The sequence below is a fragment of the Streptomyces wedmorensis genome (assembly GCF_000716445.1).
Taxonomy (GTDB): Bacteria; Actinomycetota; Actinomycetes; order Streptomycetales; family Streptomycetaceae; genus Streptomyces; species Streptomyces wedmorensis.
The window spans coordinates 1-15,354 of the sequence record NZ_JNWK01000056.1 but is presented as its reverse complement, the minus strand read 5'-3'; the positions used below and the strand labels follow the sequence as shown (position 1 = coordinate 15,354).

Sequence of the window (15,354 nt, the reverse complement as noted above, 5' to 3'; positions counted from 1 at the left end):
TCGGACCAAGAGGGACGGGAACAGGGACATGTCCGAGGAAACCCAGGAGCAGACGGCGGCCGAGCCCGCCGCGCCCTCCCGCCGCAAGGTCATCGGCTGGGGCGGTGCCGGGCTCGCGCTCGGTGCCGCCGCGGCCGGCGGCGCCGTCGCGCTGACCCGTGACGGCGACACCGCCGTGCCCGTCGCCGAGAGCGGCGCGGCCGTCCCGTTCCACGGCGCGCACCAGGCCGGCATCGCCACCGCCGTACAGGACCGGCTGCACTTCGCCTCCTTCGACGTGAAGACGAAGGACCGCGCCGAGCTGGTCCAGCTCCTGAAGGACTGGACGCGGGCCGCCGAGCGGATGACGGCCGGCGCCGAGGTAGGCGAGGGCGCGTACGGCGGTCTGCCGGAGGCGCCGCCGGACGACACGGGCGAGGCCCTCGGTCTCAAGCCCTCCCGCCTCACGCTCACGATCGGCTTCGGCCCCTCGCTCTTCGACGGGCGTTTCGGGCTGAAGGACAAGCGGCCCGGGGCCTTGGTGGAGCTTCCCAAGTTCCCGGGCGACAACCTGGACCCGGCGCGCAGCGGCGGCGACATCTGCGTGCAGGCCTGCGCGGACGACCCCCAGGTCGCCGTGCACGCCATCCGGAACCTCGCGCGGATCGGCTTCGGCAAGGTCGCGGTGCGCTGGTCGCAGCTCGGCTTCGGCAAGACGTCCTCGACGACCCCGGACGCCCAGACACCGCGCAACCTCTTCGGCTTCAAGGACGGCACCCGCAACATCGCCGGCACCGACACCGAGCGGCTCGCCAAGCACGTGTGGGTCTCCGGCAGGGACGCCGAGGGCGGCGCCGCCTGGATGGACGGCGGCTCGTACCTCGTCGCCCGCCGCATCCGCATGAACGTCGAGACCTGGGACCGCACCCCGCTCGCCGAGCAGGAGGACATCTTCGGCCGCGACAAGCGCGAGGGCGCCCCGGTCGGCAAGGCCAAGGAGCACGACGAGCCGTTCCTGAAGGCGATGAAGCCGGACTCGCACGTCCGGCTCGCGCACCCGGACAGCAACAACGGGGCGACGCTGCTGCGCCGCGGCTACTCGTTCACGGACGGCACGGACGGCCTCGGCCGTCTGGAGGCGGGCCTGTTCTTCCTGGCGTACCAGAAGGACGTCCGCACCGGCTTCATCCCGGTGCAGACCTCGCTCGCCTCCGACGTCCTCAACGAATACATCCAGCACGTGGGTTCGGCGCTGTTCGCGATCCCGCCGGGCGTCCGCGACAAGGACGACTGGTGGGGCCGGACGTTGTTCTCCTGACGGAGCTGACGGAGAAGGAGCACCGACGTGTTCGGTAACTATCTGATCGGCCTGCGCGAGGGCCTCGAGGCCAGCCTGGTCGTCTGCATCCTCATCGCGTACCTGGTGAAGACCGGTCGCCGTGACGCGCTGAAGCCGATCTGGATCGGCATCGGCGTGGCCGTCACCGTCGCCCTGGCCTTCGGCGCCGGGCTCGAGTTCGGCTCCCAGGAGCTGACCTTCGAGGCGCAGGAGCTGCTCGGCGGCTCGCTGTCCATCGTCGCCGTGATCCTGGTGACCTGGATGGTCTTCTGGATGCGGCGCACGGCCCGGCACCTCAAGGCCGAGCTGCACGGCAAGCTGGACGCGGCCCTGCAGATGGGCACGGGCGCGCTGGTGGCCACCGCGTTCCTGGCGGTGGGCCGCGAGGGCCTGGAGACGGCGCTCTTCGTGTGGGCGTCGGTCCGGGCCTCGTCGGACGGCACGTACGAGCCGCTGGCCGGCGTCGTCCTCGGCCTGCTGACCGCGGTCCTCCTCGGCTGGCTGTTCTACCGGGGCGCGCTGCGGATCAACCTGGCGAAGTTCTTCACCTGGACCGGCGGCATGCTGGTCGTGGTGGCGGCGGGCGTCCTCGCGTACGGCGTGCACGACCTCCAGGAGGCGCGCTTCCTCGGCGGCCTCGCGGACAAGGCCTTCGACGTCTCGGCGACGGTCCCGCCGGACAGCTGGTACGGCACCCTCCTGAAGGGCGTCTTCAACTTCCAGCCGGATCCGACGGTCCTTCAGGTCACGGTGTGGGCGCTGTATCTGATCCCGACGCTCGCGCTGTTCCTGGCCCCGATAGGGTCGGGTCCGTCCGTGCGGGTGAAGAAGCAGAAGGCGACCGATGAGAAGGCTGAGGCTGCGGCGAGCGCCGAGACGGCCGGTTGAGCTACTGACGGCGACGGCGGCGGCGACCGTCCTGGCGCTGACCGCGAGCGGCTGTGTGACGGTGCACGGCGAGACGGCACTGCTGCCGCCGGCGACGAAGGCCGAGGCGGCGCAGGCCGTCGCGGACTTCACCGCCGCGTACAACCGCGCCGACAAGGCGTACGACCCGGCCCTGGACGCGGGCCGGGTCACCGGTCCGCTCGGGGAGATCAACCAGGCGGGTCTGCGCGCGCGGTCGATCAACACCCCGGGCGGCAACAAGGAGCACAAGCCCCTCGAACTCACGGACACCCGGTTCGTGCTGCCCCGGAAGGCCGGCTGGCCGCGCTGGTTCGTCGCGGACACCGACTCCAACCGGGACGTCGACGGGGGCTCCGCCGACCAGCGCTGGCTCCTGGTCTTCGTGCGCAACGGGCCCCAGCAGCTGTGGGAGGTCGCCTACCTCGGCATCCTCGGCGAGGACGCGGTGCCCGAGTTCGCGGAGGAGGCCGGGTACGCGGTGCCGGTCGCCGCGGACGACGCCGCGCTCGCGGTCGCGCCCCGCGGCCTCGGCAAGGAGTACGTCTCCTACCTGAAGGACGGGCAGGGCCCGTTCGCGCCGGGCGCGCACACCACGGAGTGGCGGGCGCAGCGGGAGAAGGCCGCCAAGCGGCCGGGGCTCGCCACCCAGTACGTCGACCGGACCACCGACCAGGGCGACTTCGCGCCGCTGGGGCTGCGGACGCGGGACGGCGGCGCGCTCGTCTTCTTCGCGACGCGGTACTTCGAGCGGCAGACGACGGCGCAGGGCTACCGGCCCAAGGTCGGCCCCGACGTCAAGGCGCTGCTGACCGGCGAGATCAAGAACACGGTCACCCGGGAGTGGGTGTCCAGTCAGACGGTCCTGGTGAAGCCGGCGGGCACGGACCGGGACACCGTCACGGTCACGAGCCGGCTCCAGGGCGTGGTGGGCGCGGTGGGCTCGTAGCCCCCCGCCCCGGCCGGGGCTCAGCGGCTCAGCGGGTCAGCGGGTCAGCGGGTCAGCGGGTCAGCGGGTCAGCGGCCAGGCGATCTCGTGGGCGGTGTGCTCGCCGTCCCCGTCCGCCTCGCGCTCGGCCGCGTGGCGGGCGCAGGCGTCCTGGAGGGTCTCCAGGAGGTTCAGCGGGTCGGGCAGCGGGTGCTCGGGGCCGCGGACCCAGGCGACGACCGGATGGGCGTCCTCGTCCCCGGGGAGCCGGGCCGGCGGTACGAGCACGTAGCTGCCGCGGCAGTGCCAGCGCAGCCCCGGGTGCTCGTCCATGGTCTCCGGGTGGCAGTCGAGCTCACACGGCCACCACTCGTCCTCGTCCTCGGGGGTGCCGCGGGTGGCGGTGAAGAAGAGCATGCGTCCGCCGACGGTGTCGACGTCGGCGGACTCGGCGACCGGGCCGACCTCGACGCCCTCCGCGAGGAGGCGCTCCAGGGCGGCGCGGCCGGCGGCCAGCGGCACGTCGAGGACGTCGTGGACCATGCCGGTGGCGGTGACGAAGTTCGCCTCGGGCTCGTTCCTGGCCCAGCGCTCGATCTGGGCGCGGTCGGTGGTCGACTGCGTCTGCCAGGCGAAGGAGACGGGATGCCGGGCCGGGGTCGGACAGCCGATCCGCTCACAGGAACAGCTGTAGCCCACGGGGTACGCGGCGGGGGCCAGGGGCAGCCCGGCGGCGGCGGTGGCCAGGAGCAGCTTCTCGCGGCCGTTCTCGTCGTCGGCCGCGGTGCGTTTGGGGCGCCTGCGCAGCCACTGTGCGAGTCTGCTCTCCGTGCCGCGGTAGCGGCCGATGCCGTCGCCCATCTATCCCCTCACACCTCATGCTCGCCCGTTCGGCTCTGCCCATGGTCCCACCATCCTGCGCCCCGGGTGACCGGAGTGCGGAACCGGGGTGCCCGCGGGATGTCCCGGAGGCGTCAGGCCCGCGGTGCGAGGCCGCGCAGGACCAGGTCGACGAGGTCGTCGGCGTAGGCGTGGGTGAGCGGCAGGGTGCGGTGCAGCCAGCGGTGGTGGAGGGGGCCGACGAGGAGTTCGAGGGCGAGGCGGGGATCGGCGTCGGGATCGACGTCGCCCGCGGCCTGGGCGGCCTGGATGCGGCGGACGTAGTAGCCGAGCTGCGGTTCGAGCAGGGCCTCGGTGAAGCGGGCGCCGAGTTCGGGGTCGACGATCCCCTCGGCGGCGAGGGCGCGGGTGGGGGCGTCGAAGGCGGGGTCGTTCATCTCGTCGACGGTGGCGCGCAGGACGTACTTGAGGTCGGCGGCGAGGTCCCCGGTGTCGGGGATCTCACTCCGGGCGTCCCCGCCGAGGGCCTCGTTGGCGCGGGCGGCGAGGTCGAGGAAGGCGTCGAGGAGGACGGCCGCCTTGGAGGGCCACCAGCGGTAGATGGTCTGCTTGCCGACTCCGGCGCGGGCTGCGATGCCCTCGATCGTGGTCTTCGCGTAGCCGGTCTCGGAGACGAGGGCGAGGGCGGCGTCGAAGATGGCGCGGCGGGAGCGTTCGCTGCGCCGGGAGGCGTCGGGGGCGGCCTTGGTGGGCCTGGGCTCGGACATGGCCCCAATCTAGCAGCGTACGAGACGAGACGTCTCGCCGGGAATCGTACGCGTGGACGGTGCCGAACCACCCGAACGGTCCACTGCGCGAAGGGCGCCGAGGGCGGACCATGGGGTCCACCGATCTTCGGTTCTTCCGTCCACCCGTCCGTGAGGAGCCCTCATTGCGCCCCACTCCGCGCACGTCCTCGCCCCGCCGTTATCTGATGTGCCCACCCGCGCACTTCACGGTGACGTACTCCATCAACCCATGGATGGACCCCACCAAACCGGTCGACCTGCCGCTCGCCCTCGCCCAGTGGGAGGACCTGCGCGACCGCTACCGCTCGCTCGGCCACACGGTGGAGCTCCTGGAGCCCGACCCGGCGCTGCCGGACATGGTCTTCGCCGCGAACGGCGCCACGGTGGTCGAAGGCCGGGTCCTCGGCGCCAAGTTCGCCCATCCGGAGCGGGCGCGCGAGGCCGACGCGCACGTGGCGTGGTTCCGCAGGAACGGTTGGGCGGACGACGCCGTCCGGGTGCCGGAGCACGTGAACGAGGGCGAGGGCGACTTCGCCGTCACCGCCTCCTGGATCCTGGCCGGCCGCGGCTTCCGCTCCAGCCCGCTCTCCCACGACGAGGCGCAGGAGTTCTTCGGCCGCCCGGTGATCGGCCTGGAACTGGTGGACCCGCGCTACTACCACCTGGACACGGCGCTGTGCGTCCTGGACGACGCGCGCGACGAGATCATGTACCACCCGGACGCCTTCTCCCCCGGCAGTCGCGCGGTGCTCGCCCGGCTCTTCCCCGACGCCCTGATCGCGACGGCCGAGGACGCGGCGGCCCTCGGCCTCAACGCCGTCAGCGACGGCCGCCACGTCCTCCTGCCGCAGGCGGCGGTCGGCCTCTTCGAACCGCTGCGCCGGCGCGGCTTCGAACCGGTCGGCATGGACCTGGGCGAACTCCTCAAGGGCGGCGGCAGCGTGAAGTGCTGCACCCAGGAGCTGCGCCCCTAGGGCCGGTCCGGAGAGTCCCTAGCCGGCGTCCTCCGGCGGCCACGGGTCGCCCCACTCGGCGTCACGGGCCTGCTTGTACAGGGGCCCGTGCCGCTTGGTGACGGTGTCCCGGACCAGCCCGTCGGGGCCGCAGAGGTCGAGCAGCACCTGGCCCTTGCGGATCTGGGGCCTGCGGGTGACGCGGGAGACGGCCGGGGTCACCGGGAACCTGGTCGCGGCGACGTAGCTGTACTTCTCGTCCTCGTACGGCAGCGAGCCGCCCTTCACCCGCCGGTGCAGCGAGGAGCGGCTGACCCGGGCGGAGAAGTGGCACCAGTCCGTGCCCGGCACGATCGGACAGGCCCCGCTGTGCGGGCAGGGCGCGGCGACGGTGAACCCGGCGTCGACGAGCAGGGTGCGGGCCGCGATGATCCGCTCGTAGCCGTCGGGGGTGCCGGGCTCGACGATCACGACGGTCCGCGCCGCCCGCGCCGCCTCGGTCACGAGCGCCGTCCGGTCGGCTTCGGTCAGCTCCTTGAGGACGTACGAGACGGTGACCAGGTCCGAGTCGGGGAGGCGCAGGGCCGAGCCGATCCGCTCCCCTCGCCATTCGGCGTCCAGCACTCCGGCCGCCAGCTCCCGTCCGAGGGCGAGGGCGGGCTCCGCCCAGTCGAGGACGGTGGTGCGGGGCGGCTGCTCCTGCCACGCCTCGGCGACGGCCCAGCTCGCCGCCCCGGTGCCGCCGCCCACGTCGGTGTGCGTACGCGGCTCCCAGTCGGGCGCCGCCTCCCGCAGGGCGTCCAGGGCGCCCCGTACCGCCTCGAACGTCGCCGGCATCCGGTACGCGGCGTACGCGGCGACGTCGGAGCGGTCGCGGAGCACGGGGGTGTCCGTCGGGGTGGTCCCCCGGTAGTTGGCGATCAGCCGCTCGACGGCCTTGGCCGCCTGGCTGGGCGGCAGCCCGTCGAGGAGCCCGGCGAGGGCGGCGCGCAGGGACTCGGCGGAGGGAGCGGAGACGTTCACCGAGACAGTCTAGGGGCTGCCATTCGGGCCAGGCCGGATCAGGGAGCGGGGCCCGGTGCGTGCGATCGCAGGGCGGAGGAGGGAGGCAACGCGGAGCGTTGTGGACCGACGACAACGCGGCGAGCGTGCGCACCGGGCCCCGCGAGCCCGGCATGATCCGAAAGGCAGCCCCTGGGCGGCGGGACCCGGTGGGCCTTCCGGCCCCGGCGGCTCCCCGCGGCCCGGGGTCAGCCGGCGTGAACCGCCTTCCAGGCGTCGATGGAGCGGTCCCACTGCTCGCCGGTGAGTTCGGTCAGGGAGGCCGGGAAGAGGCCGTCCTCCTCCTTGGCGATGTGGTCGTGGAGCTCGTCGACGGCACGGAGGAACCGGGCCCGCTGGTCGGCCGAGTCGAGGTCGAGGGCGGCGAGGAAGGCGGCGAGCTCCCGGTGCTCGCGGGCGAGGGCGTCGACGTACGCCGTGTACTCGTCGTTCTCGCGCATGACGGCGAACAGGCCGCGCTCCTCGCCGGCCCAGTGGGCCAGGAGCAGCACGGCCATCCGTTCCACGAGCGTCCGCGCCCGCTCCGGGTCCCCCGCGTCGAGCGCGCGGACCGCGTCCCCGGCGAGGTCGGTGATCGCCTCGTGCTCGGCGATGAACTCCTTGATCAGGGGGATCTCACGGCATCCGCAGTAGTGGCACATGCCGCAGATCGTCACATCACGGACGGGCGCGCGGCCGGTGCCACACCGCCCGCGCCGGTCCTCGGTCAGCCCTCCGCGCGGGAGGTCCGCCACGGGCGGCAGAGGCCCAGGAAGCAGGCCAGTGCCAGGGTGCCGCAGGCGACCTGGACGACGGCCATGGGGACGGCGGTGTGCTCGCCGGCGATGCCGACGAGGGGGGAGGCGACGGCGCCGACGAGGAACGAGGTGGTGCCGAGGAGGGCGGAGGCCGATCCGGCGGCGTGCGGGGTGCGCATCAGGGCCAGCGCGTTGGTGTTCGGCAGGGCGACGCCCATCGCGGACATCAGGACGAACAGGCCGGCGGCGATCGGGAAGAGGCCGACCTCGCCGAAGACGCCGCTGGTCATGAGGAGCAGCGCGAGCGAGGAGAGGAGGATCGTCCCGAGGCCCCAGGCGAGCACCTTGTCGAGGCTGACGCGGCCGACGAGGAGCTTGCCGTTGATCTGGCCGAGGACGACGAGGCCGACGGAGTTGAGGCCGAAGAGCAGGCTGAAGGTCTGCGGCGAGGCGCCGTAGATCTCCTGGACGACGAACGGCGACGCCGAGATGTACGCGAAGAGCGTCGCGAAGCCGAAGCCGCCGGCCAGCATGTACCCGGCGAAGACCCGGTCGGCGACGAGGCCGCGCATGGTGCGCAGGGCCGCGCCGACGCCGCCCTGCTGCCGACGCCCGGGCGGCAGCGTCTCCTCGAGGGACCGCCAGACGACGACGGTGAGCAGGAGGCCGATCACGGCGAGGACGTGGAAGACGCCCCGCCAGTCGGTGATCCGCAGGATCTGGCCGCCGATGAGCGGGGCGACGATCGGCGCGGCGCCGGAGACCAGCATGAGGGTGGAGAAGAAGCGGGCCATCTCGACGCCGTCGTACAGGTCGCGGACGACGGCGCGGGCGATGACGATGCCGGCGGCGCCGGCGAGGCCCTGGAGCAGCCGGAATCCGATGAGGAGTTCGGCGGTGGGCGCGAAGGCGCAGACGGCGGTGGCCAGGACGTACACGACCATGCCGGCGAGCAGCGGGCGGCGGCGTCCCCACTTGTCGCTCATGGGGCCGACGACGAGCTGGCCGAGGGCCATGCCGGCGAGGCAGGCGGTCAGGGTGAGCTGGACGGTGGCGGCGGGCGCGTGCAGCGCGCCGGTGACCTCCGGCAGAGCCGGCAGGTACATGTCCATGGAGAGCGGGGGCAGGGCGGTGAGGCCGCCCAGGACGAGCACGAGGAGCAGCCCCGCGCGCCGGGCGGCCGGGGCGGCGGGGACCGCTCCGGTTATGTGCCCTTCTGTCGTCCTCTGTCCGCTCTCAGGCATCGCCTGCTCCCTCTCGTTCGAAACCCTGCCTATGCTCTCAGCTCGCCCGGCATGGTCGAGACCTCCGGGCTACGCGGGCGTGAGGCCCGGGCGGCCCGCCTCCGTGACGTAGGAGGCGGCGGTCGTGACGGGCGCGCCCGGCTTCGTCACGTACGGCACCGTGCGGAAGTCGGCGCGGGCGCTCTCCCTGCCCAGCGCGACCGTCACGTAGCCGCGCCGCCCGTTGACGAACCTCAGGTGCGGGTTGGCCGCCGTCAGCCGGTCGTGGTTCGACGGCCGGTCGGCGCCGTCCTTGCCGCTCGCGATCGAGGTGGCCACGATCTCGGTGCCGACGGTCCGGGAGGACGGGTCGCGGAAGTCGGCCTTCAGGTCGAAGCCGTAGCCGACGTGGACGTCCCCGGTGAGCACCATCAGGTTCTCCACCCCCGCGGCCTCCGCCCCCGCGAGGATCCGCGCCCGGGAGGCCGGGTAGCCGTCCCAGGAGTCCATCGAGAGCTTGAAGTCGGCGGTGGCGCGGTCGCGCCGCTCGGCGAAGACGACCTGCTGCGGCAGGACGTTCCACCGGGCGGCGCGGGAGGCCTGCCAGCCGTCGAGCAGCCAGCGCTCCTGCGCCGCGCCGGTCAGGGTGCGCGCCGGGTCCTCCGACTCGGGCCCCGGGACCTGCCAGCCGTCGCCGTACGCCTGGTCGGAGCGGTACTGGCGGGTGTCGAGGATGTCGAACTGGGCGAGGCTCCCGAAGCGCAGCCGCCGGTACAGCCTCATGTCCGGGCCGTCGGGCCGCTGGGGCGCGCGCAGCGGCTGGTGCTCCCAGTAGGCGCGGTAGGCGGCGGCCCGTCGGAGCAGGAACTCCTCCGGCGGGACGCCGTTCTCCGGGACGCCGCCCGCGTAGTTGTTCTCGGTCTCGTGGTCGTCCCAGGTGACGACGAACGGGTGGGCGGCGTGCGCGGCGCGCAGGTCGGGGTCCGACTTGTAGAGCGCGTAGCGGAGCCGGTAGTCCTCCAGCGTGAGCGTCTCGCGGGCGAACACCGCCGGGAGGGTGCGGTCGGTGTAGGCGCGTGCGCCGCCCGTGGCGTTGACGGCGTACTCGTACAGGTAGTCCCCGAGGTGGAAGACGACGTCGACGTCCTCGTCCGCCAGGTGCCGGTAGGCCGTGAAGTAGCCGTCGTGGTACGCCTGGCAGGAGACGGCCGCGAGCTTGAGCGCCGCGTTGTGGGCGTGGGCCGCGGGGGCGGTGCGGGTGCGGCCGACGGGGCTGGTCCAGTCGCCGACGCGGAAGCGGTAGTAGAGGACCCGGTCGGGGTCGAGGTGGTCGACCGCGACGTGGACGGTGTGCCGGAACTCGGGGTGCGCGGTGGCCGTGCCGCGCCGCACGGTCCGGGTGAAGCGGTCGTCGCGGGCGAGCTCCCAGTGGACGGGGACGCGCCGCGCGGGCAGTCCGCCGTCGGGTTCGAAGGGGCGGGGCGCGAGCCGGGTCCACAGCAGTACGGAGCCGGGCAGCGGATCTCCCGACGCCACCCCCAGGGTGAACGGGTCCTCGGTGACACGCCGGCCGTCGAGCTCGGCGGCGGCCGCGGCGCCGGCCGCCGGCAGCTGGGTGGCGAAGGCCAGCGCGGCGGCCGCGCCGGTGGTGGTGAGGAACCGGCGGCGGCCGAAGTGGCGTGCGGCGGCGCGGAGTTCCTCGGAATGTCCGTGTACGTGGTCCATGTGCCCCTCCCCAGACGGATGCTGTCCGTCCGTCATTCGAGGGGGGCGGGGCGACGCGCCCTTGTCGAGTACAGAACATCCACGTGTCGGACGGATGAGTTCATGGGGCACACGTCTCGCGTACGCTGCGCGCCCATGAGCATCGCAGTGGTGACGGGAGCGGGATCGGGCATCGGCCGGAGCGTGGCGCTGGCCCTCGCGGAAGCCGGCTGGTCGGTGGCCCTCGCGGGCCGCCGCGCGGACGCCCTGGCGGAGACGGCCGCGGCCCTGCCGTCCGGCGACTTCCTGCCCGTCCCCACGGACGTGACCTCGGCCGATGAGGTCACAGCCCTCTTCGCGGCGGTACGGGACCGCTACGGCCGCGTCGACCTGCTCTTCAACAACGCCGGCACGTTCGCGGGCGGCGGTGTGCCCGTCGAGGACCTGGACCCCGACACCTGGCGCGCGGTCGTCGACGTCAACCTCACCGGCGCGTTCCTCTGCGCCCAGGCCGCCTTCCGGGCCATGAAGGACCAGACCCCGCAGGGCGGCCGCATCATCAACAACGGCTCCGTCTCCGCCCACGTGCCGCGCCCGCACTCCATCGCGTACACGGCGACGAAGCACGCCATGACGGGCCTGACCAAGTCCCTGTCCCTCGACGGACGCCCGTACCGCATCGCCTGCGGCCAGCTCGACATCGGCAACGCGGCGACCGAGATGACGGCCCGCATGCAGACCGGCATCCTCCAGGCCAACGGGCAGCTCGCGACGGAACCGGTGATGGACGCGGCGGACGTGGCGACGACCGTGGTGCACATGGCGGCGCTCCCCCTGGAGGCCAACGTCCAGTTCGCGACGGTCATGGCGACGGCCATGCCCTACATCGGCCGGGGTTAGGGACCGACCCGACGGCCCGGCTCAGGCCCCCGGATCGACGCCCCCGGCGCCTGCCCGGCCCCGATCCGAGGGAAGGCCTCGGCTCCCGCCCGCCGTGCTCGGCGCCGGCCGGGACCGTCCCCGGCCGGCGCTCCGGGCCGTTACGCCTGGCCGGTCTCGAAGCGGGAGACCTTGCCGCCGTCGACGGTGAACTGCCACTTGGTGCGCATCTCGCCCCAGGTGTCGTTGCGGTAGCGGGCGACGAGCACGCGTCCGTCGCCCTTCTCGGACTCGATCTCCATGTGCCCCCGCGAGGAGAACACCTCCTTCTCCGTCCACGCGTCCAGGTCCCGCTCGGACCCGTCGTCGGACATCGTCGCGCCGGGCGCGAGCGCGTCCCGGAAGGCCTCCTGGTCGTTGGCGTTGAGGGCAGTGACGAAGGCGCGCACGGCGGGGTCACTGAGCTGGTTCACGGGAATCGTCATGCTCCACCCGTACACCCGCGGGGCCTTCCGGCCCGTACGCCCCGGCCGGGAGGTCCCCCCGACAGCCGTCCAGGACCCGGGCCGGCCGGGCCTCTCCCCCGCGCGGTCGCGTCCCGCGGGAACGCGCCGTCCGAATGCCGCCAGCGCCGCGGCCGCTCCCCCACGACGCTGGCCGTATGAACACCGACACGGCGACCTACACCGCACTCCCCATCGCGCCCGACGCCCTCGCCCAGCTGCGCCTCGCCGACGACGCCGGCCGGGCCCTGGTGCCGCACCCCGCCACCGGAGACGGCGAACCCCTCCGCTGCTGCCTGCGCCAGGCCGTCCCCGGCGAACGGATCGCCCTCGTGTCGTACGCGCCGCTGCGCCGCTGGGCGGCTGCGGGCGGGGCCGAGCCGGGCGCGTACGACGAACAGGGCCCCGTCTTCATCCACGCCGAGGACTGCGGCGGCCCCTCGCCCTCGGAGACGTACCCCTTCGCCCGCCCCGGCGCCCTGCGCGCCCTGCGCCGCTACGACGCGGCCGGCCGCATCGTCGGCGGCCGTCTCCTGGAGCTCCCCGAGGCGGCCGGCGAAGCCCTCGACCTCGCCTTCGCGGACGCCTTCGCCGACCCCGCCGTCGCCCTCGTGCACGTCCGCGCCGTCGAGTACGGCTGCTTCCAGTTCGAGGTCAGGCGCCCCCGCCCCTGACGACGGCACGAGGAAGGGCCCCCGACCAGGCGGTACCTGTGCGAGGGCCCTTCTCACTTCGATGGCTGCATAACAAGACGTCCGTCGCGCGGGCTTCGCCGAGTGGCTCGCCACTCAGGAATGCGCCGACTGCCGGCGCGCTTCCAAAGAGGTCAACGCGCAGGACAAGGCCGCCTGGTTGAAGGCCAAGCGGGCCGAGGAACAGGCCGAGTCCGACGTCTGGTCCCAGCAGTACCGGACGCCTCCGCCGGCGCGCCGAGTGCCGCGGGCCGGGAGGGCGATCAGAAGGCGTGGAGGTACACCCGGGCCTTGCCGCCTGCCATGTCGTACACGTAGACGTCGATCCACTGGACGTTGCCACGGCGGTGGTCCTTCACGCACGGCGGGCACACTCCTGCCCACCGGGCACCCTTCAGCGTTTGCGGCTCCGGCAGTCCCAAGTGCCCGAAGAGTTCCTGGTCGGGAGGGAGGTCGACCGCCCTGGTGCGGAGCGGCTTCTCGGAGCGAAGGTCTTCCGCGATCTGAACAGCCTGCTCCGCTCCTGTGACGAAGGAGAGGAGGTAGACATCTTCCTGCGGGTTGGCCTGAACCGCGCCCTTCACCTCCGTCGCGCCCGCCGGCACGTCGACCTTCATGAAGTCGGCGACCTCGGGTGCGCCGGCTCCCTTCTCCCAGTACGGGTAGGGATCGCGCGTGCCGCGGTCCCCGTCTGATGCGGAGCAGGAACTCGCGAGCAACGAGGCGGCCAACACCATCAGCAGACGTCGAGTGATCTTGTGCGGCATGGTCACCTGTTCTCTTCATCGCCCCGCGAGACGTCCCCGCGACCGCCGTCGCGTCCGGGGTCCGAGGGGTTCACCGCAGGCGGTGTGTCGCTGTTCATATCGTGGTTGAAAGTCGAGCTACTGCCTCGCATGTCGAACTCCTGAGCGAAGCCCACCTTGTGCAGTCGGCCCATCTCGTCGTCCGGGATCACGATGCCGCCGGGGAAGGGCGTCGACTTGCCCTTGTCCCAGTTGTAGCGGTCCCAGACGTTGACCTGGTAGTCGAGGGAGACCATGGGCTTGCCGTCCGCGCCTGGGCTGACCGTGACCATGCCGGAGATGTTCTGTTCGTGTGCGCCGACCGCGTGGTACCACTCGTCGTTCTTGAAGTCCTTTCCCTCGTGGTCACTCTCCACCGGGATGACGACCGTCTTGTCGCCCCCGGCCTTCGCGAACGCGTCGAGCGCCTGCTTGCGCCACGCCTCCTGGTTGTCGGCGATGTGGTTCGCTTCGATCTCAGCCCTGAAGCGGGGGTCGTCGTGCAGGATTCGGTCCACGTCGAGGTTCAGTGGTTCACCAGAGGCGTGTAGGTAGTGCAGCATGTTGCGGGAGGCCGCGTTCTCTCCGGCAGCGCTCCAGCAGGATGCCGCGGGTGACCGGGTCGAGGCTCTGCCACCAGGCGGGGACGTCCTTGCGGTCCTTGGGCATGTCGGCGGCCTTGCCGGCCTCCTCCAGGGACGGGTAGGGACTGGCCTGGGGGTTCCGGTTGAAGCCGTTGAAGGTCCCGTCCATGGGGTCGGAGTCGAGAACGACGGCATCGAGGGCCATGCGGATGCCGTCGTCGGCGTCGGTGACCGCCTTGACCGCTTGGACGAGCTTTTCGGCCCACTCGTTCGCCCGGGTGCGGGCGGTCTGCTGGAAGTCGGGGTCGTGGACATAGGCCGTGCGCTCGTCCTGGGTGAGCCGCTCCGTGTCGAAGGCGACCGCGCCCTGGTCGGAGACACGCATGCCCGCCTTGACGGCGTCGTCACGAATCGCCTTGAGCCGGCCCTGCAGGTCGGTGAGCTGGGTGTGCGCGTCACGCAGGATGCGTGCGACGGCCTTCGCCTCCTTCTGCGCTCCCTGGAGCTCCTTGAGCGTGACGGTGAAGCGAGGCGGGCAGGACCCTCCGAGATCGCGTCGGCGCAGCGGTCGCCGCGAGCGGCATGTCCAGCGAGGCGCAGGAGCACTTCCGCACAACGTTCATCGTGCCCCTCCTCAAGAGCATCGCGATCGAAGGCAGTGACGCCATGAGGGCGGGGCGGCAGTGGAGTAAGGCCGCAGGGCCACTGCTCGTCGTCCTCACCCCCGCTGCCTGACCGGCCGCGAACGCGCACCCCCGGCCCCCTGGCTCTCACCGGCCGGGGGGCCGCTCGCCTCCCGGTCGGCGGAGAGGTACGTGAGCGCCATGAGGCCGAGGGTGGCGAAGCCGATGAAGCCCCCGCCTCCCCACGCAACACTGGTCGGTACGCCTACCCCCAGAAAGGCCGCGACGACTCCGGAGACGAAACCCGCGATGACGGAGACCATGAAACACATGACGATGGCGACCGGACGACTGACGTTCACCTACTCAAACCCCTCTTCAGAGGGTGGCCGGTGAATCACGACAGACTCGACCAACCACCCAAGCAACAACAGGTGGTGAGAGGCATCCCGCCCAGTGGCGGACTGGGCGGACACCTCGGTCGAGCCTGTCTCGTAGCCATGACAGGACTCGGTGTGGCGGCTTCGGTCGCCCCTTACGGGGCTCCAGTTCTGCTGTCGGACCAGACGCGCCGGCTACGATCGCGCGCCCTACGACCCTCCAGAGGAGTCAGTCGTGCAGGGCTTCACGGTAACACGGCGCGACGAGGCAAATACAAACTGCCGACATGACGAAGCCCCCGGCCAACGCCAGGGACACGTCGTCGAGTTGAGGCGGTTACGGGTGAGCGACTAGGTCCTGTCCGGCCGATCAAGGCCGGCCCTAGGGGTTCTGCAAGGATGCTGGGATGCAGCACCTGCCGGATGACCCGTCGCTCCTGCCCGCCCCG

The 15,354-nt window shown here is 72.5% G+C and carries 17 protein-coding genes; 6 read left to right on the top strand and 11 right to left on the bottom strand.

Annotated features, from left to right (window positions below; all coding sequences use genetic code 11):
- Window positions 1–28 precede the first annotated feature (28 nt).
- From efeB to OO54_RS32625, 3 genes are read left to right on the top strand one after another with little or no spacing between them, the layout of a single operon-like run.
- Complete coding sequence (gene efeB / locus OO54_RS32635; protein ID WP_033209647.1) at window positions 29–1,297, top strand: iron uptake transporter deferrochelatase/peroxidase subunit; 1,269 nt, start codon at window positions 29–31, stop codon at window positions 1,295–1,297.
- A gap of 27 nt (window positions 1,298–1,324) precedes the next feature.
- A complete protein-coding gene (gene efeU, locus OO54_RS32630; protein ID WP_017238966.1) occupies window positions 1,325–2,206 on the top strand; it encodes an iron uptake transporter permease EfeU in 882 nt (293 codons plus the stop codon).
- Complete coding sequence (locus OO54_RS32625) at window positions 2,163–3,173, top strand: SCO2278 family lipoprotein (protein WP_051787390.1); 1,011 nt, start codon at window positions 2,163–2,165, stop codon at window positions 3,171–3,173. The genes efeU and OO54_RS32625 overlap by 44 nt, the downstream gene beginning before the upstream one ends.
- A gap of 60 nt (window positions 3,174–3,233) precedes the next feature.
- On the opposite strand, the gene OO54_RS32620 is transcribed toward OO54_RS32625, so the two are convergent.
- Together OO54_RS32620 and OO54_RS32615 are read right to left on the bottom strand one after the other, a co-directional pair.
- Window positions 3,234–4,013 carry a bifunctional DNA primase/polymerase gene (locus tag OO54_RS32620; RefSeq protein WP_033209646.1) on the bottom strand — a complete coding sequence of 260 codons (780 nt, stop codon included), beginning with the start codon at window positions 4,011–4,013 and terminating at the stop codon, window positions 3,234–3,236.
- Window positions 4,014–4,126: 113 nt separating this feature from the next.
- On the bottom strand, window positions 4,127–4,759 hold the full coding sequence (locus OO54_RS32615; protein ID WP_033209645.1) for a TetR/AcrR family transcriptional regulator: 633 nt from the start codon (window positions 4,757–4,759) through the stop codon (window positions 4,127–4,129).
- A gap of 164 nt (window positions 4,760–4,923) precedes the next feature.
- On the opposite strand from OO54_RS32615, the gene ddaH reads away from it, so the two are divergent.
- On the top strand, window positions 4,924–5,754 hold the full coding sequence (gene ddaH, locus OO54_RS32610) for a dimethylargininase (protein WP_342450941.1): 831 nt from the start codon (window positions 4,924–4,926) through the stop codon (window positions 5,752–5,754).
- A gap of 18 nt (window positions 5,755–5,772) precedes the next feature.
- On the opposite strand, the gene OO54_RS32605 is transcribed toward ddaH, so the two are convergent.
- The 4 genes from OO54_RS32605 to OO54_RS32590 form a co-directional block, all read right to left on the bottom strand.
- Window positions 5,773–6,756, bottom strand: a complete 984-nt coding sequence (locus OO54_RS32605; protein WP_033209642.1) for a small ribosomal subunit Rsm22 family protein — start codon at window positions 6,754–6,756, stop codon at window positions 5,773–5,775.
- Between the two features lie 227 nt (window positions 6,757–6,983).
- Window positions 6,984–7,436: a hemerythrin domain-containing protein gene (locus OO54_RS32600; RefSeq protein ID WP_033209640.1), complete on the bottom strand. Its 453-nt coding sequence runs from the start codon at window positions 7,434–7,436 to the stop codon at window positions 6,984–6,986.
- 65 nt (window positions 7,437–7,501) lie between these two features.
- Entirely contained in the window at window positions 7,502–8,776 is a 1,275-nt protein-coding gene (locus tag OO54_RS32595) for a Bcr/CflA family multidrug efflux MFS transporter (protein ID WP_033209638.1), read from the bottom strand.
- 69 nt (window positions 8,777–8,845) lie between these two features.
- Window positions 8,846–10,480 (bottom strand): alkaline phosphatase D family protein, encoded by a 1,635-nt coding sequence (locus tag OO54_RS32590; RefSeq protein ID WP_033209636.1) that lies wholly within the window; start codon window positions 10,478–10,480, stop codon window positions 8,846–8,848.
- Between the two features lie 102 nt (window positions 10,481–10,582).
- On the opposite strand from OO54_RS32590, the gene OO54_RS32585 reads away from it, so the two are divergent.
- Complete coding sequence (locus OO54_RS32585; protein WP_033209634.1) at window positions 10,583–11,359, top strand: SDR family oxidoreductase; 777 nt, start codon at window positions 10,583–10,585, stop codon at window positions 11,357–11,359.
- Window positions 11,360–11,499: 140 nt separating this feature from the next.
- Here the strand turns inward: OO54_RS32585 and OO54_RS32580 are convergent, their stop codons facing one another.
- Entirely contained in the window at window positions 11,500–11,823 is a 324-nt protein-coding gene (locus tag OO54_RS32580; protein WP_033209701.1) for a nuclear transport factor 2 family protein, read from the bottom strand.
- Between the two features lie 176 nt (window positions 11,824–11,999).
- Here OO54_RS32580 and OO54_RS32575 point away from each other — a divergent pair, with 176 nt between their 5' ends.
- Window positions 12,000–12,515: a DUF1203 domain-containing protein gene (locus OO54_RS32575; RefSeq protein ID WP_033209632.1), complete on the top strand. Its 516-nt coding sequence runs from the start codon at window positions 12,000–12,002 to the stop codon at window positions 12,513–12,515.
- A 281-nt stretch (window positions 12,516–12,796) separates the two neighbouring features.
- Here the strand turns inward: OO54_RS32575 and OO54_RS32570 are convergent, their stop codons facing one another.
- The 4 genes from OO54_RS32570 to OO54_RS32560 all read right to left on the bottom strand — a co-directional run bounded on the left by OO54_RS32570 (window position 12,797) and on the right by OO54_RS32560 (window position 14,887).
- The gene (locus tag OO54_RS32570) at window positions 12,797–13,300 is read right to left on the bottom strand and encodes a hypothetical protein (RefSeq protein ID WP_033209698.1); all 504 of its coding nucleotides are present in this window, start codon (window positions 13,298–13,300) and stop codon (window positions 12,797–12,799) included.
- Between the two features lie 2 nt (window positions 13,301–13,302).
- On the bottom strand, window positions 13,303–13,836 hold the full coding sequence (locus tag OO54_RS47715) for a hypothetical protein (protein WP_051787388.1): 534 nt from the start codon (window positions 13,834–13,836) through the stop codon (window positions 13,303–13,305).
- 16 nt (window positions 13,837–13,852) lie between these two features.
- Window positions 13,853–14,287, bottom strand: coding sequence for a hypothetical protein (locus tag OO54_RS47710; RefSeq protein WP_245236737.1), 435 nt, complete (start codon window positions 14,285–14,287; stop codon window positions 13,853–13,855).
- A 333-nt stretch (window positions 14,288–14,620) separates the two neighbouring features.
- A complete protein-coding gene (locus OO54_RS32560) occupies window positions 14,621–14,887 on the bottom strand; it encodes a hypothetical protein (protein ID WP_053194489.1) in 267 nt (88 codons plus the stop codon).
- Between the last annotated feature and the right edge of the window lie 467 nt (window positions 14,888–15,354).